Consider the following 21,588-nt stretch of genomic DNA (forward strand, 5'->3'; position numbering starts at 1 on the left):
ACGGGCGCAGCCCCCGTCGAAATTGAGCTGATGAGAGTAGCAACATGAAAGAACGTCTCAACAATGACTTTCAGTTTGTGGAAGTTGGGCGGGTAGACCCAAAGAAGGTGCCTGCCAAAAAGCGGAAGAAAGAATTCGGTGAGATCTATCACCCGTTTACCGAAACCCATGCAGCATCTCAGTCTCACCGCTGCCTGGCTTGCGGTAACCCCTATTGCGAGTGGAAATGCCCGGTACACAACTATATTCCGAACTGGCTGAAGCTGGTGTCTGAGGGCAACATCATGAAGGCCGTGGAGTTGTGCCACCAGACCAACTCCCTGCCGGAAGTGTGCGGCAGGGTGTGCCCACAGGATCGCCTGTGTGAAGGTGCCTGTACCCTGAACGATGGCTACGGCGCGGTAACCATCGGTTCGGTGGAAAAATACATTACCGACACGGCCTTCGCGCTGGGTTGGAAGCCTGATATGTCCAATGTTAAATGGACAGACAAAAAAGTTGCCGTTATCGGCGCCGGGCCCGCTGGTCTCGGCTGTGCCGATATCCTGGTGCGTAATGGCGTCAAGGCGGTGGTTTTCGATCGTTACCCTGAAATTGGCGGCCTGCTGACCTTCGGTATTCCCGAGTTCAAGCTGGAAAAGTCCGTGATGTCCCGGCGCCGTAAGGTGTTCGAGGAGATGGGCGTGGAATTCCGTCTGAACACCGAGGTGGGTAAAGACGTCCAGTTGAAGAGCATCATGGAAGAATTCGATGCGGTGTTCATGGGCATGGGCACCTACACCTACATGAAAGGCGGCTTCCCGGGAGAAGAATTGCCGGGTGTTTATGATGCTCTGCCGTTCCTGATTTCCAACGTGAATCGCCGTCTTGGGTTCGAGAAAAAAGCGTCAGACTTCATCGATATGAAGGGTAAGCGCGTGGTGGTGCTGGGTGGTGGTGATACCGCCATGGACTGCAACCGTACGTCTATCCGTCAGCAGGCGGAGAGCGTTACCTGTGCCTACCGTCGGGACGAGGCCAACATGCCGGGGTCGCGCCGGGAAGTCGCAAACGCCAAGGAAGAAGGTGTGAAGTTCCTGTTTAACCGGCAGCCTATCGCCATCATCGGTGAAGACCGTGTTGAGGGCGTCAAGGTTGTGTCTACCCAGTTGGGAGAACCGGACGAAAATGGCCGTCGCCGCCCTGAAGTCGTGCCGGGCAGTGAGGAAGTCATTCCTGCGGATGCGGTGCTGGTGGCGTTTGGTTTCCGGCCGAGCCCCGCTGACTGGTTCGGTGAACACAAGGTGAACACCGATGATTCCGGTCGTGTTGCAGCGCCGGAGGAAGCCGAGTTCCCGTTCCAGACCAGCAACCCGAAGATCTTCGCCGGTGGCGATATGGTGCGCGGCTCAGATCTGGTGGTCACTGCCATCTGGGAAGGTCGCCAGGCTGCGGAAGGCATTCTGGACTACCTCGACGTATAACTCTGAGTTGATCAGAGTCAGAAGGGCGGCTTGCTACGGGTAAGCCGCCCTTTTTTATTCGTATAAACGGGGTATCATTGCTCCCCATTATCTCTGACTATTTACCGACGAGAACGGGATACCATATGACCGAGCTGAAGAATGACCGCTTCCTGCGCGCCCTGATGCGCCAGCCTGTAGACCGCACCCCGGTGTGGATGATGCGCCAGGCGGGCCGCTACCTGCCGGAGTACCGCGCAACCCGGGCAAAAGCCGGTGATTTTCTCAGCCTGTGCAAGAACACGCCGCTGGCCTGCGAAGTTACCCTGCAGCCGCTCGAGCGCTATCCGCTGGACGCTGCCATCCTGTTCTCCGATATTTTGACCATTCCTGATGCCCTGGGCCTGGGCCTGTATTTCGAGACTGGCGAAGGTCCGAAATTCCGCAAGGTGATTCGCACCGAAGCCGACGTCGACGCCCTGCCGAAGATGAATGCCGAGTCGGATCTGGACTACGTGATGAACGCCGTCTCCACCATCCGCCGCGAACTCAGCGGCCGGGTGCCGCTGATCGGTTTCTCCGGCAGCCCCTGGACCCTGGCCACTTACATGATTGAGGGTGGCTCCTCCAAGACTTTCTCCGAAGCCAAGAAGCTGATGTATGGCCAGCCGGAAGTGATGCACCGCTTGCTGGACCACCTGGCGGATTCGGTGATTGATTACCTGAACGGTCAGATCAAGGCCGGTGCCCAGGCTGTGCAGATTTTCGATACCTGGGGTGGGGTGCTGAGCAGCTGGGCGTATGAGGAGTTCTCGCTGCGTTACATGAAGAAGATTGTGGGTGGTCTGATTCGCGAGAGCGAGGGTCGCAGGGTGCCGGCGATTGTGTTCACCAAGAACGGTGGCCAGTGGCTGGAGTCTATTGCCGATTGTGGTGCCGATGCGGTGGGCCTGGACTGGACCACGGACATTGGTAATGCCCGCGCCCGCGTGGGCGACAAGGTGGCGTTGCAGGGCAATATGGACCCGGCGATGCTGTATGCGCCGAAGGCGCGGATTCGCCAGGAAGTGGCGGATATCCTGAAGCGTTATGGTTCTGGTTCCGGGCATATCTTCAACCTGGGGCATGGGATTACGCCGGATGTGGATCCGGAGCATGCTGGGGCGTTTATTGAGGCGGTCGTTGAGCTTAGCGGGCAGTATCACCAGTAGTCTGGTTTTTGAGATAGCCGTCTTTTGGCAGCCTGCGAGTTCCGTGTTTGCGGACTGGTGGGACGGCCTCCGAAAAAACGCTACGAGCTCATCCCTGAGCGCTTCGCTCCGGCCATCCATGGCCTCCGAGATTTTTCGGAGGCCGTCCCACCAGTCCGCTTTTGAACACTCTGGAACTATCCTCTTTGGAATCGAAGCAGTGTTGTGGGGCGTTGGTATGACTGCTCCCTCTCTCTGGTGGGTCTGAGCTGTACTCCCTTTTGTGTCCGGTCTATAGTCATAGGAAGTAAGAACTTCTGGCCGGAGCTTTCCATTGTCTACCAAAACATCCGAAAAACGCCGTTTCCACCGAATAAGTTTTGACGCGCCGTGTGAGCTGCATTGTCAGGATCAGGTGTGGTCAACCGAGGTGCTGGATATTTCCCTGAAGGGCGTTCTGGTCCAGCGGCCGGAAGGTTGGAAGGTTCCGCTCAACAAGCCTTGTGAGGTAGTGATTCACCTGAATGAACATGAAGCCGCGATTGTGATGGCGGTGGAGTTGAAGCACGTGGAGGATCATCGGCTGGGATTTCGGTGTCAGTATATTGATCTTGAAAGTGCCACGCATTTGAAGCGGCTGGTTGAGTTAAATCTTGGGGATCAGGCGCTTTTGGAGCGGGAGTTTGCGCATCTGATTGATTAGCCAGAGCTCAAAGCTCCTCCAAGGCCGAAAGGGCATCAGAAAGCTTGGTCACTGGAATCACTTTCATGCCTTCAACAGGCTTACGCGGAACGTTAGCCCTGGGCACCAAAGCCCGTGTGAAGCCGTGCTTGGCTGCCTCGTAAATCCGCTCCTGACCATTCGGCACCGGCCGGATCTCGCCAGACAGGCCTACTTCTCCGAAAATCACCAGATCCTGCGGCAGCGCCCGATTGCGGAACGATGACACCACTGCCGACAACAGCGCAAGGTCCGCACTGGTTTCATTGACCTTCACGCCCGCTACCACGTTCACAAAGACATCCTGATCGGCTACATGCATGCCGCCATGCCGGTGCAGCACGGCCAGAAGCATTGCCAACCGGTTCTGGTCGGTACCCACGGCCACCCGTCTCGGATAACTGCCCTGAGCCATATCCACCAGTGCCTGGATCTCCACCAGCATTGGCCGGGTGCCTTCCCAGACCACCATCACCACACTGCCGGGAGCAGCCTCTTCGCCCCGGTTCAGGAAAATGGCGCTGGGGTTTTTCACTTCCTTCAGGCCCTGTTCCAGCATGGCAAATACGCCCAGCTCATTCACCGCACCAAAGCGGTTCTTGATGCCCCGTAGGGTGCGGTAGCGGCTGTCGCTGGAACCTTCCAGCAGGATGGAGCAATCGATCATGTGCTCCAGCACCTTCGGTCCGGCCAGGCTGCCGTCTTTGGTGACGTGGCCAACCAGCAGCAAAATCGTGCCGGTTTGCTTGGCAAAGCGTGTCAGGAACGCGGCGCTCTCCCTTACCTGAGAAACCGAACCCGGGGCGGATTCGATATCGGCCACGTGCATTACCTGAATACTGTCAATGACCAGGATACGGGGCTTCTCCATTTCCGCTACCTGCATCAACCGCTCTACGGAGGTTTCCGAAAGCATTTTCAGGTCTTTGGTAGGCAAACCAAGGCGTTTGGCGCGCATGGCCACCTGTTGCAGGGATTCTTCACCGGTAACGTAAAGCGCCGGGTGCTGCTCAGCCAGTTGGCAGACCGCCTGCAGCAGCAGGGTACTCTTGCCGGCGCCGGGGTGGCCACCCATCAGTACCGCAGAGCCTTCCACAAGACCGCCGCCGAGCACCCGGTCGAATTCCTGCATGCCGGTACTGATGCGGGCCTGTTCTGCCAGGCTGACTTCGTCCAGGCTCTTGACCTCAGACAGGCTGCCGGCGTAGCCCTCAAAGCGGGCGCTGCGCGCGCCCTTACCGGGGCCGGAAACGCCGCGTACTTCGCTGATCGTGTTCCAGGCCTGGCAGGCCGTACACTGGCCCTGCCACTTGGAGTAATCCGCACCGCACTCGGTGCATACAAAGGCGGTTTTGGCTTTGGCCATGGGCAGAATTCCGTATCGGGCAAATCGGGGCGGGAAGGAGCGAGCCGGCGCACAGGCCGGCTCAGTACACAGTTACGCCAGTTTCTTGTATTTCATACGCTTAGGCTGCATGGCAGATTCCCCTTTGCGCTTTTTGAAGTCAGCGTCGTAGTCGGTGAAGTTGCCTTCGAAATACACCACCTCGCCGTCATCCTCGAACGCCAGAATGTGGCTGGCGACCCGGTCCAGGAACCAGCGGTCGTGCGAGATGATCAGTGCAGAGCCGGGGAAGTTCAGGATGGCTTCTTCCAGGGCACGCAAGGTCTCCACGTCCAGATCGTTGGTGGGTTCGTCCAGCAGCAACACGTTGCCACCTTGCTTTAACAGCTTGGCCAGATGCAGGCGGTTACGTTCACCGCCGGAGAGGTCGCCTACTCGTTTTTGCTGGTCGGTGCCCTTGAAGTTAAAGCGGCCAACGTAAGCGCGGGAAGGTGTTTCGTAGTTGCCGACCTTGATGATGTCGTTGCCGTCGGACAGCTCTTCCCAGACGGTTTTACTGCCGTCCAGATCGCGCATCTGATCTACATAAGCGAGCTCAACGGTTTCGCCCACAGTGATGGTGCCGGAGTTGGGATGGTCCATACCGGCAATCATTTTGAACAGCGTGGATTTACCAGCACCGTTACCACCGATGATACCGACAATGGCGCCCGGGGGTACGCTGAAAGAAACGTTTTCATAAAGCAGGCGATCATCGAAAGCCTTGCTAATGCCTTCCACTTCGATCACTTTGCCACCCAGGCGCGGTCCAGGCGGGATATACAGTTCGTTGGTTTCGTTGCGCTTCTGGAATTCCTGAGAGCTCATCTCTTCGAAGCGAGCCAGGCGAGCCTTGCTCTTGGACTGACGGCCCTTGGCGTTGGAGCGCACCCACTCAAGTTCCTGCTTGATGGCTTTCTGGTGCGAGGCTTCCTGTTTGGATTCCATTTCCAGGCGCTTCTCTTTGTTCTCCAGCCACTGGCTGTAGTTGCCCTCGAACGGAATGCCGTGGCCTCGGTCCAGCTCCAGAATCCAGCCAGCGACGTTGTCGAGGAAGTAACGGTCGTGGGTGATAGCGACCACCGTGCCGTCGTAATCGTGCAGGAAGCGCTCCAGCCAGGCCACGGATTCCGCGTCCAGGTGGTTGGTCGGCTCGTCCAGGAGCAGCATGTCCGGGCCAGACAGCAGCAGGCGGCACAGGGCCACACGGCGGCGCTCGCCCCCGGACAGCACTTTGACTTTCTGATCCCAGGCTGGCAGGCGCAGGGCATCGGCGGCCACTTCCATCTTGCGTTCGATATCGTGCCCGTCAGTGGCCTGGATGATGGCTTCCAATTCGCCCTGTTTCTTGGCCAGGGCGTCGAAATCGGCATCCGGCTCTGCGTACGCGGCGTATACCTGGTCCAGTTCGGCCAGGGCGTTGTGCACGTGGGCAACGGATTCGTCGACGATTTCCTTGACGGTTTTTTCTTCGTCCAGCTCCGGCTCCTGGGGCAGGTAGCCGACATTGATGCCGGGCTGGGGCCGGGCTTCGCCGATGTAATCCTGATCGACACCCGCCATAATACGGAGCAGGGTGGATTTACCGGAGCCGTTAAGGCCCAGTACGCCGATTTTGGCGCCCGGGAAGAAGCTCAGGGAAATGTCTTTCAGAATCTCCCGCTTGGGTGGTACCACCTTGCCCACGCGGTTCATGGTGTATACGTACTGGGCCATATTGGCAGAATCCTTATCCGAAATTCGCGTAGATAACAGAAAACACGACAGGTGTCTGGCTAAGGCCTTTGGGGTGGGCGATTCGGGATCCTCAAAAACAGGGATGTTTTTGCGGAGCGTACAGGGACGTATTCACAGCGTATCCCGAATCGCCCACCCCGAAGGCCGTCACTGCCAAAGTCGACACCATTGAATGTTGATCGGCTAAGGTATCTAAACCTATCCGGGATAGCAATTGAGTGAAAATCGGGATCCTCGGTGTGCCGGTATCTGCGGACGGCATAAAGGATGATTTTTAACCCGCTTTCGGGATAGAATAGCGGCCCAATTTTTCAGGGGTTACGGCATGCACAGAGGCAGCGCCGGGCCAGCCATACAGACAGGGGCAGCACATCCATGTTTAATCGTGATATGAAAATCGCCGGTTTCGATGATGAACTCTGGAACGCCATGCAGGCGGAGGAGAAACGTCAGGAAGCGCACATCGAACTGATCGCGTCTGAAAACTACACCAGCCCGCGGGTGATGGAAGCTCAGGGCAGTGTGCTGACCAACAAATACGCCGAGGGTTATCCCGGCAAGCGCTACTACGGTGGCTGTGAGTTTGTCGATATTGCCGAAGACCTGGCCATTGCCCGCGCCAAGGAACTGTTTGGTGCTGCCTATGCTAACGTGCAGCCGCACTCTGGCTCCCAGGCCAACTCTGCCGTGTTCATGGCCTTGCTCAAGCCGGGCGATACCGTTCTGGGCATGAGCCTGGCCCACGGTGGCCACCTGACTCATGGTGCCAGCGTCAACTTCTCCGGCAAGATCTATAACGCTGTTCAGTACGGTATCAACACGGACACCGGCCTGCTGGACTACGACGAAATTGAGGCCCTGGCCGTTGAGCACAAGCCCAAGATGATTATTGCCGGCTTCTCTGCCTACTCCCAGGAGCTGGACTTTGCCCGTTTCCGCGCCATTGCGGATAAAGTGGGCGCTTACCTGTTTGTGGATATGGCCCACGTGGCCGGTCTGGTGGCTGCGGGCGTGTATCCGGACCCGGTTCCGCACGCCCACGTAGTGGCAACCACCACTCACAAAACCCTGCGAGGCCCTCGCGGTGGCCTGATCCTGGCCTGTGATGATGAAGATCTGCAGAAGAAACTGAACTCTGCCGTCTTTCCGGGTGGCCAGGGTGGCCCACTGATGCACGTGATTGCGGCCAAGGCGGTGTGCTTTAAAGAAGCCATGAGCGACGAATTCAAGGCTTACCAGCAGCAGGTGGTTAAGAACGCTGCGGCCATGGCCGAGGTGTTTGTTGAACGTGGTTTTGACGTGGTTTCCGGTGGTACCAAGAACCACCTGTTCCTGGTCAGTCTGATCAAGCAGGACATTACCGGTAAAGACGCTGACGCCGCTTTGGGCAAAGCGCACATCACGGTGAACAAGAACGCGGTGCCGAACGATCCGCGCTCACCGTTTGTGACCTCCGGTCTGCGTATTGGTACCCCGGCTGTCACCACTCGTGGTTTCAAGGAAGAGGAGTGCCGTGATCTGGCTGGCTGGATGTGTGACATCCTCGATAATCTTGAAGACGAAGCAACCATCAGCCGGGTGCGTGAGCAGGTAGAGGCTGTTTGTGGCCGCTTCCCGGTATACGGCTGAGCCCTAGCGTAACAAGACTGCCCGGGTGTCTCCTCAGGGAGAACCCGGGTTCTTCCTTTCCGGAGCATCTGAATTATGCATTGTCCTTTCTGTGGTGAAGCCGATACCAAGGTGATTGATTCGCGCCTGGTGGCTGAAGGTGATCAGGTTCGCCGCCGCAGGGAGTGTTTGTCCTGCCGCGAGCGGTTTACAACGTTTGAAAACGCCGAGCTGGTGATGCCGCGTGTGGTCAAACAGGATGGCACCCGCCAGCCGTTTGACGAAGAAAAGCTGCGGGCAGGCCTGATGAAGGCGTTGGAAAAACGGCCGGTCAGCATCGAGGAAATCGACGCTGCCCTGAATCGTATCAAGTATCGGTTGCGCTCTACCGGCGAGCGCGAAGTGAAATCGATGCAATTGGGCGAGGAAGTCATGACCGAGTTGCGTCAGCTAGACAAGGTGGCCTACGTTCGCTTTGCGTCGGTGTATCGCAGCTTTCAGGACATCAATGAGTTCAAGGAAGAGATTGAACGACTGTCTCAGGGCAATGGTGAAACTGCGGCCGATGTGGCAAGGGCTTTGGCCGACAAGCAGTCCGGAAAAGGCAAGGCATGATTGCAGACCGTGACAGGGCGATGATGGCCCGGGCCATTCAGTTGGCCTGGCGTGGTCGCTACTCTACCCACCCCAACCCCCGGGTTGGTTGCGTGATCGCCAAGGGCAACCGCATCGTCGGGGAAGGCTGGCACGAACGTGCCGGTGAGGCTCACGCAGAAGTTCGCGCTCTGAGCCAGGCAGGACAGGATGCCCGTGGGGCGATCGCGTATGTCACCCTTGAGCCCTGTAGCCACTACGGCCGAACGCCACCTTGTGCCAGGGCGCTGATTGATGCCGGTGTGGCGCAGGTATTTGCCGCGACCACAGATCCCAATCCGTCAGTCTCTGGCCGGGGGCTGGACATGCTCCGGGATGCCGGCATCAAGGTGACCGAGGGTTTGATGGCGGATCAAGCGGTTCGCCTGAATCCGGGCTTTATGAAACGCATGAATACAGGCCGGCCCTGGGTTCGCCTGAAAATGGCCGCCAGCCTGGATGGACGCACCGCCATGGCCTCTGGCGAAAGCCAGTGGATCACCGGGCCTGAAGCCCGAAGAGACGTGCAGCGGCTGCGCGCCATCAGTGATGCTATTCTGACCGGAGTAGGCACGGTTCTGGCTGACGATCCATCGTTGACGGTCCGTCGGGATGAAATGGGGGAGATTGGGGATGCTACGGACCCCTCACGTCAGCCTCTGCGGGTTATTGCTGACCGAGACGCGCGTACACCGGCGACGGCGCGTATCCTGCAGGGGGGCAATGTTCAGGTGTTTTGTGCCAGTTCGGCGCTGGCATCGGCACCGGCGCAGGATCTGGCCGCGTTGGGCGTTAGCCTGACCGGTGTGGCTTGGAAAGATAATGGTGTTGACCTTGCGGAACTGCTGGATGCCCTGGGCGAGCTTGGTATCAACGAATTATTGGTAGAGGCGGGGCCAACCCTGGCCGGAACGTTCATTCGGGAAAACCTTGTGGATGAACTCTGGCTGTATCAGGCGCCGGTATTTCTGGGCAGCACGGGGCGACCAACCGCTCATCTGCCGCTTGAAACAATGGCTGACAAGGTGCAATGGAAAGTGCTGGATCGGCGTCAGGTGGGTGAGGATCAGAGGCTGATCCTGGCCCGCCGCTAATCATTCAATTCATTCCCTTCGGTCGCAGTAGGTGCGGCCTGGGTGACAGGGTGCAGAACCGTATGGCACTGAACAGCATTGAAGAGATCATCGAAGACATCCGTCAGGGCAAAATGGTGATCCTGATGGACGATGAGGATCGCGAGAACGAGGGCGATCTGGTCATGGCTGCCGAACATTGTACGCCGGAAGCGATCAATTTCATGGCTCGCTTCGGCCGGGGCCTGATCTGTATGCCGATGACCCGCGACCGTTGTGAGCAGCTTGGTTTACCATTGATGGTGCAACAGAACGCCTCCGGTTTTGGTACCAAGTTCACACTGTCTATTGAGGCACGCGAAGGTGTGACCACCGGTATCTCTGCGGCTGATCGCGCCCGCACGGTACAAGCGGCGGTTGCCCGCAACGCCAAAGCATCAGACCTGGTTCAGCCGGGCCACATCTTCCCGTTGATGTCTGATCCCGGCGGCGTATTGAGCCGGGCCGGACACACCGAAGCCTCCTGTGACCTGGCGGCTCTTGCAGGGTGTGAGCCTGCCGGTGTGATCTGTGAAATCATGAATGACGACGGTTCCATGGCGCGCCGCGAAGACCTGGAAAAGTTTGCAGAAGAACATGACCTGAAAATCGGCACCATCGCAGACCTGATTCACTACCGCACCATGAATGAAAAAACCGTGGAGTGCGTGGAAGAGCACGATCTGGATACCGAGTATGGGCTTTTCAAGTTGCGTACCTATCGAGACAACATTCAGGGTGCTACCCACCTGGCCATGGTGATGGGCGATATTGCCCCTGAAGAGCCCGTGTTTGTGCGCGTGCACATCACCGATACCCTCCGGGATCTGCTGGGTGCGCGCCGCAAGGATTCGCGCAGTTGGCCGTTGCACCATGCCCTTGAAAAAGTGGCTGAGGAAGGGCGTGGCGTTGTGGTGTTGCTGAACAGCGCCGAAGACAGCTACAACCTGGAAGACCGAATTCAGGAATTCTATGACGAGGGCACGGCGTCTGCCGGGAAGGGCAGTTCTGGCGTGTACTTCACCGTCGGAACCGGCTCCCAGATTCTGCGGGATATCGGCGTAGGCAAAATGCGCCTGTTGAGCCCGCCGGTAAAATTCTCCGCTATTTCCGGTTTCGATCTGGAAGTTGTGGAATACGTACCCTACACCCCCGAATGATAAACCCGGCTGCGGCGCTGAGTGCCGTAGCTCGCGAAGGAGCCCAAGATGGCAGATATCAAAGTAATTGAAGGTGATTTTACCCAGTGCAGCGGTCGTTACGCTCTAGTGGTTGGCCGGTTTAACGGTTTTGTGGTTGAAAGCCTGGTAGACGGGGCTGTAGACACTCTGTTGCGTCACGGTATTTCCAAAGACGACATCGCCATCATCCGGGTACCGGGTGCCTATGAAATGCCACTTGCGGTCAAGCGCGTGGCGGAAACCTCCGATTACGACGCGATCATCGCCCTGGGTGCGGTTATTCGTGGTGGTACGCCGCACTTCGAATACGTCGCCGGTGAAGCCTCCAGTGGTTTGGGCGCGGTCAGCCTGGAAACTGACGTACCGGTTACCTTTGGTGTATTGACCGTCGATTCGATCGAACAGGCCATTGAGCGCTCCGGCACCAAGGCCGGCAATAAAGGTGCGGAAGCGGCCATTACTGCCCTGGAAATGGTCAGTCTGTTCAAAAAGTTGGGTGAGTAATGAACGAAGCGGGTGATACCTCCCCCCAGCCGGGGAAAACCGGCCAGCCCAAGGCTGGTGATCGTCGCAGGGCAAGGGCCCTTGCCATGCAGGGCCTGTACCAGCGGCACTTCAGCAAAACGCCGATCTCTGACATTGAAGCCGAGTTCATGGTTGATAATGACATGAGCAAAGTGGACGTCATGTATTTCCGCGATCTGTTGCGGGGCATCCATCGGGAACAAGCCGAGCTGGACAAACTGATCGAGCCTTTCCTTGATCGGCCCCTGAAAGAGGTGGACCCGGTTGAGCTGGCGATTGTCCGCCTGGGCACCTACGAGCTGAAGCATCGGATTGATGTTCCCTACAAGGTGGTGATTAACGAAGGCATTGAGATGGCCAAGCGTTTCGGCGGTACCGAAGGCCACAAGTTTGTGAACAGTATTCTGGATAAACTGAGCCAACGCCTGCGTCTGGCAGAGACTCGCCCGCGTTGATTCATGGGTGAATTTGAGCTGATCCGTCGCTTCTTTATGCCCCTGGCCAACAAGGCCATGACAGATCAGCTTGTGCTCGGCCCCGGGGATGATTGCGCTATCCAGCGTGTTCCCGAGGGTCGGGACCTGGTCTTCTCCGTCGATACATTGGTTGAAGGCGTTCATTTCCCTGAAAACTATTCTCCTTACTACCTGGGATGGCGAGCGCTGGCCGTAGCCACCAGCGATTTGGCTGCCATGGGCGCGACCCCCGTCTGCTTTACCCTTGCGCTGACCATGCCTGAGGCGCAGCCAGAATGGTTGGCCGATTTTGCCCACGGGCTTGCCAAGGCCAGCGATGCATTTGGAATTGCGCTGGCCGGTGGCGATACCACCCGGGGCCCGTTGGCGGTTTCCGTCCAGGTACACGGGACGGTGGCACAAGGCTCCGCTATCCGGCGCTCCGGCGCCCGCCCGGGCGATCTTATCTGCGTCTCCGGGCCCCTGGGCGCAGCAGGCGCCGCACTTGATTTTCTGGGGGCCACTCATCCCGGTGCAGACCAGCAGGCCGTTCTGGCGCGTTATCACTTTCCAGAACCTAGGTTCGTGCTGGGGCAACAGCTGATTGGCAAGGCCTCGGCGGCGATCGATATCTCTGACGGGTTGCTGGCGGATCTTGACCACATCCTCGAACAGTCAGGTGTGGGCGCTGAGCTGGACGCCAAAAACATTCCAATGTTGCCGGCGTTGCACCGACTCAAAGGAGATGCTGCGCTCAGTCTGGCGTTGACCGCAGGCGACGACTACGAACTGTGCGTGACCATCGCGCCTGATCAGTACGCGGCACTGGCACCCGAGGTGCAAGGTGCGTTGATCATTATTGGGTGTATTCAGCAGGAGTTAGGGCTGCGCATGAGAGGCGCGGAGATGACGGAAGCCCCCGTTGGATTCGACCATTTTGGGAGATCGGTTTGAAGGACGAAGATCTGATGCAAGAACCAGAAAGCCCGGCGGCCTTGCTGCCGCCCGGCTTTCTGCGAAACCCGGTGCATTTTCTGGCCTTTGGCCTGGGCAGTGGCACCATGCCAAAGGCGCCCGGCACCTGGGGGAGTCTGGCGGCGATACCGGTATGGTACACTTTCGCCTGGTTGCCGCCGGTTGCCTATTGGCTGGTGGTGCTGGCAGCTTTCCTGGTGGGCATCTGGTTGTGTGGGAAAACCGCAGACGCGCTAAAGGTGCATGACCATGGCGGTATCGTCTGGGACGAGTTTGTGGGTATGTGGATCGCGCTTGGCCTGTTCCCAGACCAGATCTACGGCGTATTGATGGCGTTTCTGCTGTTCCGGCTGTTCGATGTGGTCAAACCTTGGCCCATCAGTTGGCTGGATGCCCGGATGCCGGGTGGCCTTGGGATTATGGTGGATGACGTGGTGGCCGGCATGATGGCGCTGGTGTGCTTGTGGGGTATTGATGTCTGGATAATGCCCTTCATTGTCTGAAGGGCATTATCCGACGGGTGAGCCAGCCGGAGCTTCCGTTCGGCCAGGTTTAGTGGAGTTGCTGTTCTTCCGGTAGCATCCTGACCACGTGCAGAAATCGTTTGAGGCCGATCTCAGCACGCTCCCGGGACGCAAAGGGACCGCTGTCAAAGCCTTCCCGGGTGGTGAAATACCATTTGCTGCCTACACAGAAAAAACGACTGCTGCGAAAGGGGGCCGGGCCTTGTTCCCCGGTCCTGCGCTGAGTGTCCATGGTTGCTCCTGAGCCCGCTTATTCTTTTCTTCTCGGGCAACGCGTTTTGTTTGCCGACCTGATTAAAATTAATCCAATTGCGGCTTAATTCAACATTTTTTTACATTCTTGTGATGGGCGTTGCATGGGCTCGGTAAGAATCTCCGGTGCTTGGCGCCCGCATATCAAAGCTTTGCTTGCTCCCCACGGCCTCGATGGTCAGAATGCGAGAGCGTGTGATCCCGTCATGGCCGCCCAGGCCTCTCAAGGAAAAGGAGATGAAATGAGTATGTGTTACGTTTTCAGGGTTTTCAAGCTGGTTGCCCTGATGCTGAGCGTTACCCTGGTTGGTTGTGCGTCATCACTGACGCGAGTGGATGCCTGGCAGGGCGACCCCGAGGGCGCAGCGAATCCGGCCGTGTTGAAAGCCCCGGGTGAAATTCAGGTGGCTGCCATCAATGGCAGAAGCATGACCCGCTTCATGCTGGATGACTTGGCGTTGGATTATGGCTTACTGCCTGGTGAAACCGAGGTAGTCTTTACCTACAAGACCATCTGGGCCAGAACCGGGGTAGTTCGAGATGGCGAATCCAAGGTGCATACCGTTGAAAGCGAGCAGCAAGTTGTGCGCTTCGATGCCCAGTCGGGGGCAGAGTATCGCTTCCGTTTTGACAAGCCGTCGTCTCGGCAGCAGGCAGAAGCCATGATGGCAGACTTCTCTGTGGCTATTATCGATAGTAACGGAACGCTGGTTGCTGAATCCAGCAAATGGGATGGGGCGTCACAGGCCAGCGCTCCGCGCACACCTTTGGCTGCATCTGGCGGTAGTACCGGCAGCGAATCTGGCTCGACTACGCTGGAGCGCCTGAAAGCGCTGTGGGAAGACGCTACCGAGGAAGAAAAGCGAACCTTCCTGCGCTGGGCGTTTGAGTAATACTGGCCTCGGGTCGGGCGTTGGTGCCCGGCCCGGGCTATCGGCGAAACCGCTGAAGCCCGCCTTTTATCATGGTTTCAAGAGCTCCTAATACTTCATCCGTCAGGTTCTGGCCATTGCCATGCGGAGTCTCCAGCCCTTGATCGGGGCCGAGGTCATGCAGACATTCCTCGATACCCGTCAGGCTACCCTCAATCAAATCTTTCAGACTGTCTCCATCGGGAACCACATCCGGGCACAGGGTAAAGTTCAGTGTCAGTTGTCCCTGATAGCTTACAGCGACAATGACCAGCCCAAGGCTGTCGAACAGTGGGGCCGTGTTGTATTGCCGGATCAGTCGCGCGCCTTGAAGGAACAACGGAACTTGTGGTCCGGGTACATTGGTGATCGGCAAGTTAAATAGCGGGTGATAACGCTGCGCTACCTGCAGCTCGGAATACAGCCGGGCAGACAGCGCCAACAGGGTGGAAGGTAATAATTCAGTCAGCCGGTCGGCAGCAATAGCTTCGCGGTAGGGTTCTGACTCTACCGCGTTCTGATGGATCCGCCGGATACGAGCCGCGGGATTGGGTTCGTTGGTGGCAAGATCCAGCAGCATCGCAGACATCTGGTTGCCGGTGGCCTTTCGCAGGCTGCTGGAGCGCACGGAAATCGGTGTCATTGCCACCAGTGATTTGTCTGTGTCGCCCCCCTGTTGCTCGAGGTAACGGCGCAGGGTCTCCGCGCATAATCCGAGCACAACGTCGTTCAGGGTGACATCCCCGAGGCTTGCCTTGATCGCTTTGAGTCGGGATAGACTGACACTGGCGGACACAATGCGTCGGTTGGCGGTAATCTGCCGGTTAAACGGGCTGTGGGGAGCGGTGAACAGGGGGAAGGGTACCGGCAGCTTCTGCAGCTGTTTCTTGATCAGGCCCCGGGCGGTGGCTTCTGCCGCGTTGTAAGCGAGTGAAGCAACCTGCATAGGAGTCTTGAGCATATTAGCGCCGGCCTGAAGAAAGACGCGCTCTTCGGATGGCTCTGGTCGTGCCAGCCATGGGCGTGGCGGTGCAATGGGACGGGGCTCCGGCGTATATTCCAGTAACTTGCCCATGATTTCCTCGCCACTGAAGGCATCAATGGCGGCATGGTGCAGTTTGACGATCAGCGCAAACCCTTGTTTGTCACCTTCCGGGTCGTCAATGCGAAAGCCGTCGACAAACGTAATGTGCCACAGGGGGCGGTCACGTTTGAGCGGCTCCTCCATGATTTTTGATGTCAGCGACATCAGGCTTGCCTGTTTACCGTGTTCACCCAGGTTAACGTAGGCGAGGTGCCGCTCAATGCTGAAGCTGGGGTCATCAATCCAGTACGGGCGCCCGAGGCGCAGGGGGATTTCCTTGAGCTTTTGCCGAAACAGGGGCACCACGTGCAGGCGGCTGCGCAGGTAGGACACAAACGTGCTGAATGCCAGGGGATCGCTCAGGCCGCTGGCGTCGAACAGGTACACACCGCCAATGTGCATGGGGGTGGTTTCTGACTCCAGGTACAGAAACGAGGCATCCAGTTCCGACAGCTGACGCATCCAGTGCACTCCCTGTGTGTCACGGTTAAGGTTGCGGGCTACGGAGTATAGCCCATGGCATGACGGAGCCTATTGGCCCCGGTGCCTCGATTTTATTCCGGTTGAAGCCATTTGTGGATGGTCTCATCCTGGCTGAGTCTGTCCCAGAACCACATCAATGCCTTGCCTTTGTCTTCGCTATGGCGGGCCAGATGTACGCTGATGGCGGAGCGGGGTTCACTCGTCTCTTTGGCAATCAGCGAGCCCCTGGCGAGCTGGTTCCGGATTCTCGGGTAGGGCAGCCAGCCAACCCCCAGTCCTGCCTCCTGGGCCAGAATCTTTTGGTCAATGTTGCTGACGGTGAGGGTTCTCTGGCGCCGGAATATTCCCGCATGGCCGGGTGGCAGCGAGCGCGACGTATCTGCCGCTACCGCTGCCGGATACTGTGCAATATCCGCTTCGGCCAGGGGTGCGGTCACGCTGGCCAGAGGGTGCTCTGAGCCCACCGCAAACACAAACGGCACCTCCCCTAGCGATTTGGTCGTGAAAGCTCCGGCAGGTTTGCTCAGCAGGTCTGCTCCGACAACCATGTCAACGCGGCGGCTTTGCAGGGCATCCCAGGCACCGGCGAAGACTTCTTCGATAATCTGCACGTCAACCGGAACCCCAAGCTGATGAAAATCCTGAATGGCCGGAAACAGGCACTCAGCCGGCAGTAGCGAGTTGAATCCAATACGCAGCCGGGTTTCCCAGCCTTGGGCCACCTGGCGCGTGGTATGGGCAAGGTTCTCTGCGGCCTCCAGCAGTGAGCGCCCTTCGTCTAGCAGATAACGCCCCGCCGAGGTCAGCACGGCCTTGTGGCCACTGCGGTCAAAGATACTGACGTTCAGATCCTCTTCCAGTTTCTGAACGGTGTAACTGATGGCCGAAGGCACCCGGAACAACTCCGAGGCGGCTCCGGCAAAACTGCCCTTGCGGTCAATGGCGTCCAGCACTTTGAGTGCGTCAATCGTAATGGCTGTATGCATGTTCGAATAATCTGAAAGTGTTTGCCAGAAATGCTTGCTATCAGCCTACCAGCCCACCCGGTAACCTGTCTCTAACATTTGTAAACGGGGTCAGACCCCTGTGAATGAGTGTGGACAAATAAATTGGGGTCAGACCCCTGTTGATAAGTCTGCAGTTATGCACAGGGGCCTGACCCCAGAGGAGGTATGATGGGTTTATTGGTGGATGGTCAGTGGCATGATGAGTGGTACGACACCGAAAAAACCGGTGGCAAGTTCGAGCGTGAAGCGGCGCGGTTTCGCAACTGGGTGACCGCGGACGGTTCGCCCGGCCCGGCCGGGGAGGGCGGTTTTGCAGCGGAGAGTGGGCGCTACCACCTGTATGTGTCGATGGCCTGCCCCTGGGCGCACCGGACACTGATTTTCCGGAAGCTTAAGGGGCTTGAGCAACACATTGGGGTGTCGGTTGTGCATCCGGATATGGTGGAGAATGGCTGGGAGTTCCGGGAGGATGACCCGGCTCACCATGATCACCTCTACCAGTCGCAGTTTATGCATCAGATTTACACACGGGCCGCGCCAGACTATTCCGGGAGGGTGACCGTACCGGTGTTGTGGGATAAGCGGCAGGAAACCATTGTCAGCAATGAATCTGCCGATATTATCCGGATGTTCAATTCCGCGTTTAACGGCCTGGAAGGTGTGAGTTCCGGTCTGGACCTATACCCGGAGCAGTTGCGCCAGCAGATCGATTCGGTGAACGAGCGGGTTTATGACACTGTTAACAATGGTGTTTACAAAGCCGGCTTCGCGACTGCGCAGGACAAATACGAAGAAGCCTACAGCGCGCTGTTTGATTCTCTGGACTGGCTTGAGCAGATTCTGGCGGGGCAGCGTTATCTGACCGGCAGTCAGCTCACCGAAGCAGACTGGCGCTTGTTCACCACGTTGATTCGGTTTGATGCGGTGTATTACAGCCACTTCAAATGCAATCGCCGGCAGATCCGGGACTATCCGAACCTGTCAGGTTATGTGCGGGAGTTGTTCCAGGTGCCTGGAGTGGCCGAGACGGTGGATATTCGGCAGATCAAGCGGCATTACTATGTCAGCCAGCGCACGATCAACCCGACACAGGTGGTGCCGGTGGGGCCAGAGCTGGACTTCGATGCGCCTCATGGTCGCGAGCAGGTTGGCTAGGATAGAAAGCGGGCGGCGCCTGATGGGTTGCCGCCCGCGGATGTAATCAACTGACGCGGGCTACGGCCACGTCAGTCAGCAACTCCAGAGCCTGCCGGTGCTCGGACTCTGGCAGGCAGGTGAGCAGGTCGCGGGCGATCCGGGCCTGCTTCTTTGCCTTGGCCATGGTGTATTCAATGGCGCCGGAGGCTTTGACGATCGCCAGTACCCTCGGCAGGTCGTCCAGCCCGCCTTTGCGGATGGCCTGGCGAATAAGCTGGCGTTCTTCGTCGCTCCCTTTGGCCATGGCGTAAATCAGCGGCAGTGTGGTTTTGCCCTCGGCCAGGTCATCGCCCACATTCTTGCCCATGGTCTCGGCATCGCCCTGGTAGTCCAGAACATCGTCCACCAGCTGGAAGGCCAGGCCCAGGTGTTTGCCGTAGTCTTTCAGGGCGGCTTCCTGTTCCGGGTCGGCACCCGCGAGCAAGGCGCCGGTGTGGGAGGAGGCCTCGAACAGCATGGCGGTCTTGTTGTGGATAACCACCATGTACTGTTCTTCGGTAAGATCCGGGTTTTTTACATTCATTAGCTGCATTACTTCGCCTTCGGCAATCACCGCCGTGGCGTGGGACAGCACGTTCATGATCGGCAGACTTTCCAGTTCCACCATCATCTCGAAGGCCCGGGCGTAGAGGAAATCGCCTACCAAAACACTGGGGGCATTGCCCCATTTGGCGTTGGCGGTACTCCGGCCACGGCGCATGTCAGAGGTATCGACCACATCGTCGTGAAGCAGGGTGGCGGTGTGCAGGAACTCAATGACGGCGGCCAGTTTCAGGTGTTCGTTTTCGCGGTATCCTGCAGCCCGGCTGGATAGCAGCACCAGTAGCGGCCTCAGGCGCTTGCCGCCGCTTTCAATGATGTACTGGGCGATCTTCTCAACCATCGGGACGTCAGAGGCAAGCCGCTGGATTATCAGATCATTGACGCGGCTGAAGTCTTCCGCCACGGTGTCGTGGATGCGCTGGGCTGTCATCGGGCTGGTACGTCCCTTGCTGGTGTTTTCGTTGAGTTTTCGGGCAGGACGCGGCAATGCTAGGTATTGCTGCCTACAGTGTCAACTTGCCCGGGAATCTGACTTGTATTGCCCGGCGGCTTTTCGTACAATCACGCGCCCAACTCATCCCAACCTGCGCTCCCTGCAATAGGGTCGCCAGAGCGCTTCCCTTAGAACCAGGTGGATAAGAGCAGGGATGGGTCAATCGCGGAGACTATGAATGTACGCAGTTATTGTTAGCGGTGGTAAGCAGCACCGTGTAAAGGAAGGCGAAACTCTGAAGCTGGAAAAGCTGGAAGTTGAAACCGGCGGCTCAGTTGAGTTCGATCGTGTTCTTCTGGTTGCCAACGGCGACGACGTTAAAGTTGGCGCTCCGGTTGTTGAAGGCGCCAAGGTGACCGCCGAAGTGGTTAGCCACGGCCGTCACGACAAGATCAACATCATCAAGTTCCGTCGTCGTAAGCACCACATGAAGCGTCAGGGCCACCGTCAGTGGTTTACTGAAGTCAAGATCACGGGTATCAAGGGCTAAGCCCTCGAATAACCCCTTAATGAAGGAGGCTGGTAATGGCTCATAAAAAGGCAGCAGGTAGTACCCGTAACGGTCGCGATTCCGAGTCGAAACGACTTGGTGTCAAGCGCTACGGCGGTGAGAATGTCACTGCAGGCAGCATCATCATTCGTCAGCGTGGCACCCGTTTTCACGCTGGCAGCAACGTAGGCATTGGCAAGGACCACACCCTGTTCGCGAAAGCGGAAGGTCAGGTGAAGTTCGAGACCAAAGGCCCGCAGAACCGTAAGTTCGTGAGCATCGTTCCGGCTGCGTAAGCAGCGGCGATCCGGTTCTGTCGAACCTTGGGTGAGCCTGATATGCTGATCTGATCAGCCCTCAGGTGAATCCGGAGCCCCGCAAAGCTTCCATGAGGCTGCGGGGCTTTTTAGTTTATGCAAAGGCATCAGGCGTATGAAATTTGTAGACGAAGCCACCATCATTGTTGAAGCCGGTAAAGGCGGCCATGGCTGCCTGAGTTTCCGGCGGGAAAAGTATGTACCCAAGGGTGGCCCCGACGGCGGTGACGGCGGGGATGGCGGTTCCGTTTACCTGGAAGCAGACAGCGCTCTGAACACGCTCATCGATTATCGCTTCCAGCGCAAACACAAGGCCCAGAATGGCGAGCCGGGTGCTGGCCGTAACTGCACGGGTAACAAGGGTGAAGACCTTGTTCTGCCGGTACCGGTGGGCACCACCGTTGTCGATATGGATACCCACGAAGTGCTGGGCGATCTCACCAAGGAAGGCCAGCGCCTGAAAGTGGCCCAGGGTGGTTTTCATGGCCTGGGGAATACCCGTTTCAAGTCATCAGTCAATCGTGCCCCACGACAGACCAGCAAAGGCTCGGAAGGTGAGACCCGTAATTTGCGCCTGGAGCTGAAGGTTCTGGCGGATGTCGGTTTGCTGGGTATGCCCAATGCCGGCAAGTCCACCTTCATTCGCTCCGTGTCTGCGGCAAAACCAAAGGTGGCTGACTACCCGTTTACCACATTGGTACCAAATCTGGGTGTGGTTAGTGTTCAGGCTCATCAGAGCTTTGTCATTGCCGACATTCCCGGGCTGATTGAAGGCGCGGCAGAGGGCGCAGGCTTGGGTATTCGCTTCTTGAAACATCTGGTGCGTACCCGCCTGCTGCTGCACCTGGTGGATGTGGCGCCTTACGATGGCTCGTCACCCGTCGAAGCGATAAAGGCCATTGCCCACGAGCTGGAGAAGTTCAGTGAAACCCTGGCCAGCCGCCCCCGGTGGCTGGTGTTGAACAAGGTCGACATGGTGGCAGAAGAGGACCGCGAAGCCCGTTGCCAGGCCATCGTGGACGAGCTGGGATGGGATGGCCCAGTATTCCGAATCTCCGCGCTCAGCGGTGAAGGCACCAAGCCGTTGGTTCAGGCGGTTATGCGCTGGATTGAGGAGCAGGCGGAGCAGGAAGCTGAGAACCCGGAAGTTGCCGAGCAGGAGGCCGCCCGTCGCCGCCGGATGGACGAAGAAGCCCGCGCCAGAATTGAAGCTGATCGACAGGCTCGCAGGGCTGCTCGAGAAGCCGATGACGATGATGATTTTGACGACGACGATTACGACGTCGAAGTCGTCTACGCCCCTGAGTAAACCGCAACCCCAAGG

The 21,588-nt window shown here is 57.9% G+C and carries 22 protein-coding genes; 16 read left to right on the forward strand and 6 right to left on the reverse strand.

Going from position 1 to position 21,588, the window contains the following annotated elements:
• Positions 1–44: 44 nt before the first annotated feature.
• From ASQ50_RS15225 to ASQ50_RS15235, 3 genes are all read left to right on the forward strand, one after another.
• Positions 45–1,463 carry an FAD-dependent oxidoreductase gene (locus tag ASQ50_RS15225; protein WP_058091270.1) on the forward strand — a complete coding sequence of 473 codons (1,419 nt, stop codon included), beginning with the start codon at positions 45–47 and terminating at the stop codon, positions 1,461–1,463.
• A 125-nt stretch (positions 1,464–1,588) separates the two neighbouring features.
• Positions 1,589–2,653, forward strand: coding sequence for a uroporphyrinogen decarboxylase (gene hemE, locus ASQ50_RS15230; protein WP_058091271.1), 1,065 nt, complete (start codon positions 1,589–1,591; stop codon positions 2,651–2,653).
• Positions 2,654–2,966: 313 nt separating this feature from the next.
• Complete coding sequence (locus ASQ50_RS15235) at positions 2,967–3,335, forward strand: PilZ domain-containing protein (RefSeq protein WP_058091272.1); 369 nt, start codon at positions 2,967–2,969, stop codon at positions 3,333–3,335.
• Between the two features lie 7 nt (positions 3,336–3,342).
• Here ASQ50_RS15235 and radA read toward each other — a convergent pair whose 3' ends face one another.
• Both radA and ettA read right to left on the reverse strand, forming a co-directional pair.
• Positions 3,343–4,719: a DNA repair protein RadA gene (gene radA, locus ASQ50_RS15240; RefSeq protein ID WP_058091273.1), complete on the reverse strand. Its 1,377-nt coding sequence runs from the start codon at positions 4,717–4,719 to the stop codon at positions 3,343–3,345.
• A 72-nt stretch (positions 4,720–4,791) separates the two neighbouring features.
• Positions 4,792–6,453 (reverse strand): energy-dependent translational throttle protein EttA, encoded by a 1,662-nt coding sequence (ettA, locus tag ASQ50_RS15245; RefSeq protein WP_058091274.1) that lies wholly within the window; start codon positions 6,451–6,453, stop codon positions 4,792–4,794.
• A 396-nt stretch (positions 6,454–6,849) separates the two neighbouring features.
• Between ettA and glyA the strand changes: the two genes are divergently transcribed.
• The 8 genes from glyA (at position 6,850) to ASQ50_RS15285 (ending at position 13,466) form a co-directional block, all read left to right on the forward strand.
• Complete coding sequence (gene glyA / locus ASQ50_RS15250) at positions 6,850–8,103, forward strand: serine hydroxymethyltransferase (protein ID WP_058091275.1); 1,254 nt, start codon at positions 6,850–6,852, stop codon at positions 8,101–8,103.
• Between the two features lie 75 nt (positions 8,104–8,178).
• Entirely contained in the window at positions 8,179–8,697 is a 519-nt protein-coding gene (nrdR, locus tag ASQ50_RS15255) for a transcriptional regulator NrdR (RefSeq protein WP_058091276.1), read from the forward strand.
• Positions 8,694–9,809, forward strand: a complete 1,116-nt coding sequence (ribD, locus tag ASQ50_RS15260; protein WP_058091277.1) for a bifunctional diaminohydroxyphosphoribosylaminopyrimidine deaminase/5-amino-6-(5-phosphoribosylamino)uracil reductase RibD — start codon at positions 8,694–8,696, stop codon at positions 9,807–9,809. Before nrdR ends, ribD begins: the two co-directional genes overlap by 4 nt.
• 62 nt (positions 9,810–9,871) lie before the next feature.
• Positions 9,872–10,987 (forward strand): bifunctional 3,4-dihydroxy-2-butanone-4-phosphate synthase/GTP cyclohydrolase II, encoded by a 1,116-nt coding sequence (ribBA, locus tag ASQ50_RS15265; protein WP_058091278.1) that lies wholly within the window; start codon positions 9,872–9,874, stop codon positions 10,985–10,987.
• A 48-nt stretch (positions 10,988–11,035) separates the two neighbouring features.
• Positions 11,036–11,512, forward strand: a complete 477-nt coding sequence (gene ribE / locus ASQ50_RS15270) for a 6,7-dimethyl-8-ribityllumazine synthase (RefSeq protein WP_058091279.1) — start codon at positions 11,036–11,038, stop codon at positions 11,510–11,512.
• Positions 11,512–11,988 carry a transcription antitermination factor NusB gene (gene nusB, locus ASQ50_RS15275; protein WP_058091280.1) on the forward strand — a complete coding sequence of 159 codons (477 nt, stop codon included), beginning with the start codon at positions 11,512–11,514 and terminating at the stop codon, positions 11,986–11,988. The genes ribE and nusB overlap by 1 nt, the downstream gene beginning before the upstream one ends.
• 3 nt (positions 11,989–11,991) lie before the next feature.
• Positions 11,992–12,942, forward strand: coding sequence for a thiamine-phosphate kinase (thiL, locus tag ASQ50_RS15280; protein ID WP_058091281.1), 951 nt, complete (start codon positions 11,992–11,994; stop codon positions 12,940–12,942).
• Between the two features lie 14 nt (positions 12,943–12,956).
• Positions 12,957–13,466 carry a phosphatidylglycerophosphatase A gene (locus ASQ50_RS15285; protein WP_058091320.1) on the forward strand — a complete coding sequence of 170 codons (510 nt, stop codon included), beginning with the start codon at positions 12,957–12,959 and terminating at the stop codon, positions 13,464–13,466.
• A gap of 49 nt (positions 13,467–13,515) precedes the next feature.
• Here the strand turns inward: ASQ50_RS15285 and ASQ50_RS15290 are convergent, their stop codons facing one another.
• Positions 13,516–13,719, reverse strand: a complete 204-nt coding sequence (locus tag ASQ50_RS15290; RefSeq protein WP_058091282.1) for a DUF6316 family protein — start codon at positions 13,717–13,719, stop codon at positions 13,516–13,518.
• A gap of 262 nt (positions 13,720–13,981) precedes the next feature.
• On the opposite strand from ASQ50_RS15290, the gene ASQ50_RS15295 reads away from it, so the two are divergent.
• Positions 13,982–14,632 carry a DUF2057 family protein gene (locus ASQ50_RS15295; RefSeq protein WP_058091283.1) on the forward strand — a complete coding sequence of 217 codons (651 nt, stop codon included), beginning with the start codon at positions 13,982–13,984 and terminating at the stop codon, positions 14,630–14,632.
• Positions 14,633–14,669: 37 nt separating this feature from the next.
• On the opposite strand, the gene ASQ50_RS15300 is transcribed toward ASQ50_RS15295, so the two are convergent.
• Positions 14,670–16,196, reverse strand: a complete 1,527-nt coding sequence (locus ASQ50_RS15300) for a WS/DGAT/MGAT family O-acyltransferase (RefSeq protein ID WP_058091284.1) — start codon at positions 16,194–16,196, stop codon at positions 14,670–14,672.
• Positions 16,197–16,288: 92 nt separating this feature from the next.
• The gene (locus ASQ50_RS15305) at positions 16,289–17,203 is read right to left on the reverse strand and encodes a LysR substrate-binding domain-containing protein (RefSeq protein ID WP_058091285.1); all 915 of its coding nucleotides are present in this window, start codon (positions 17,201–17,203) and stop codon (positions 16,289–16,291) included.
• Positions 17,204–17,392: 189 nt separating this feature from the next.
• Here ASQ50_RS15305 and ASQ50_RS15310 point away from each other — a divergent pair, with 189 nt between their 5' ends.
• Complete coding sequence (locus tag ASQ50_RS15310) at positions 17,393–18,379, forward strand: glutathione S-transferase family protein (RefSeq protein ID WP_058091286.1); 987 nt, start codon at positions 17,393–17,395, stop codon at positions 18,377–18,379.
• A gap of 46 nt (positions 18,380–18,425) precedes the next feature.
• Here ASQ50_RS15310 and ispB read toward each other — a convergent pair whose 3' ends face one another.
• Positions 18,426–19,394: an octaprenyl diphosphate synthase gene (gene ispB, locus ASQ50_RS15315; protein WP_058091287.1), complete on the reverse strand. Its 969-nt coding sequence runs from the start codon at positions 19,392–19,394 to the stop codon at positions 18,426–18,428.
• Between the two features lie 241 nt (positions 19,395–19,635).
• Between ispB and rplU the strand changes: the two genes are divergently transcribed.
• The 3 genes from rplU to cgtA all read left to right on the forward strand — a co-directional run bounded on the left by rplU (position 19,636) and on the right by cgtA (position 21,573).
• Positions 19,636–19,947, forward strand: coding sequence for a 50S ribosomal protein L21 (gene rplU, locus ASQ50_RS15320; RefSeq protein WP_058091288.1), 312 nt, complete (start codon positions 19,636–19,638; stop codon positions 19,945–19,947).
• 35 nt (positions 19,948–19,982) lie between these two features.
• The gene (gene rpmA, locus ASQ50_RS15325; protein ID WP_058091289.1) at positions 19,983–20,243 is read left to right on the forward strand and encodes a 50S ribosomal protein L27; all 261 of its coding nucleotides are present in this window, start codon (positions 19,983–19,985) and stop codon (positions 20,241–20,243) included.
• A 136-nt stretch (positions 20,244–20,379) separates the two neighbouring features.
• Positions 20,380–21,573 carry an Obg family GTPase CgtA gene (gene cgtA, locus ASQ50_RS15330; RefSeq protein ID WP_058091290.1) on the forward strand — a complete coding sequence of 398 codons (1,194 nt, stop codon included), beginning with the start codon at positions 20,380–20,382 and terminating at the stop codon, positions 21,571–21,573.
• The last annotated feature ends 15 nt before the right edge of the window (positions 21,574–21,588 follow it).

This window comes from Marinobacter sp. LQ44, assembly GCF_001447155.2.
GTDB lineage: Bacteria > Pseudomonadota > Gammaproteobacteria > Pseudomonadales > Oleiphilaceae > Marinobacter.

Coding starts and splice junctions, on each gene's coding strand:
- rplU (WP_058091288.1), top strand. CDS start 19,636: ATGTACGCAGTTATTGTTAGCGGTGGTAAGCAGCACCGTGTAAAGGAA.
- ettA (WP_058091274.1), bottom strand. CDS start 6,453: ATGGCCCAGTACGTATACACCATGAACCGCGTGGGCAAGGTGGTACCA.
- rpmA (WP_058091289.1), top strand. CDS start 19,983: ATGGCTCATAAAAAGGCAGCAGGTAGTACCCGTAACGGTCGCGATTCC.
- glyA (WP_058091275.1), top strand. CDS start 6,850: ATGTTTAATCGTGATATGAAAATCGCCGGTTTCGATGATGAACTCTGG.
- ASQ50_RS15225 (WP_058091270.1), top strand. CDS start 45: ATGAAAGAACGTCTCAACAATGACTTTCAGTTTGTGGAAGTTGGGCGG.
- ASQ50_RS15305 (WP_058091285.1), bottom strand. CDS start 17,203: ATGCATACAGCCATTACGATTGACGCACTCAAAGTGCTGGACGCCATT.
- ASQ50_RS15285 (WP_058091320.1), top strand. CDS start 12,957: ATGCAAGAACCAGAAAGCCCGGCGGCCTTGCTGCCGCCCGGCTTTCTG.
- ribBA (WP_058091278.1), top strand. CDS start 9,872: ATGGCACTGAACAGCATTGAAGAGATCATCGAAGACATCCGTCAGGGC.
- cgtA (WP_058091290.1), top strand. CDS start 20,380: ATGAAATTTGTAGACGAAGCCACCATCATTGTTGAAGCCGGTAAAGGC.
- ASQ50_RS15290 (WP_058091282.1), bottom strand. CDS start 13,719: ATGGACACTCAGCGCAGGACCGGGGAACAAGGCCCGGCCCCCTTTCGC.
- ribE (WP_058091279.1), top strand. CDS start 11,036: ATGGCAGATATCAAAGTAATTGAAGGTGATTTTACCCAGTGCAGCGGT.
- ASQ50_RS15295 (WP_058091283.1), top strand. CDS start 13,982: ATGAGTATGTGTTACGTTTTCAGGGTTTTCAAGCTGGTTGCCCTGATG.
- radA (WP_058091273.1), bottom strand. CDS start 4,719: ATGGCCAAAGCCAAAACCGCCTTTGTATGCACCGAGTGCGGTGCGGAT.
- hemE (WP_058091271.1), top strand. CDS start 1,589: ATGACCGAGCTGAAGAATGACCGCTTCCTGCGCGCCCTGATGCGCCAG.
- nrdR (WP_058091276.1), top strand. CDS start 8,179: ATGCATTGTCCTTTCTGTGGTGAAGCCGATACCAAGGTGATTGATTCG.
- ASQ50_RS15310 (WP_058091286.1), top strand. CDS start 17,393: ATGGGTTTATTGGTGGATGGTCAGTGGCATGATGAGTGGTACGACACC.
- ribD (WP_058091277.1), top strand. CDS start 8,694: ATGATTGCAGACCGTGACAGGGCGATGATGGCCCGGGCCATTCAGTTG.
- thiL (WP_058091281.1), top strand. CDS start 11,992: ATGGGTGAATTTGAGCTGATCCGTCGCTTCTTTATGCCCCTGGCCAAC.
- nusB (WP_058091280.1), top strand. CDS start 11,512: ATGAACGAAGCGGGTGATACCTCCCCCCAGCCGGGGAAAACCGGCCAG.
- ASQ50_RS15300 (WP_058091284.1), bottom strand. CDS start 16,196: ATGCGTCAGCTGTCGGAACTGGATGCCTCGTTTCTGTACCTGGAGTCA.
- ispB (WP_058091287.1), bottom strand. CDS start 19,394: ATGACAGCCCAGCGCATCCACGACACCGTGGCGGAAGACTTCAGCCGC.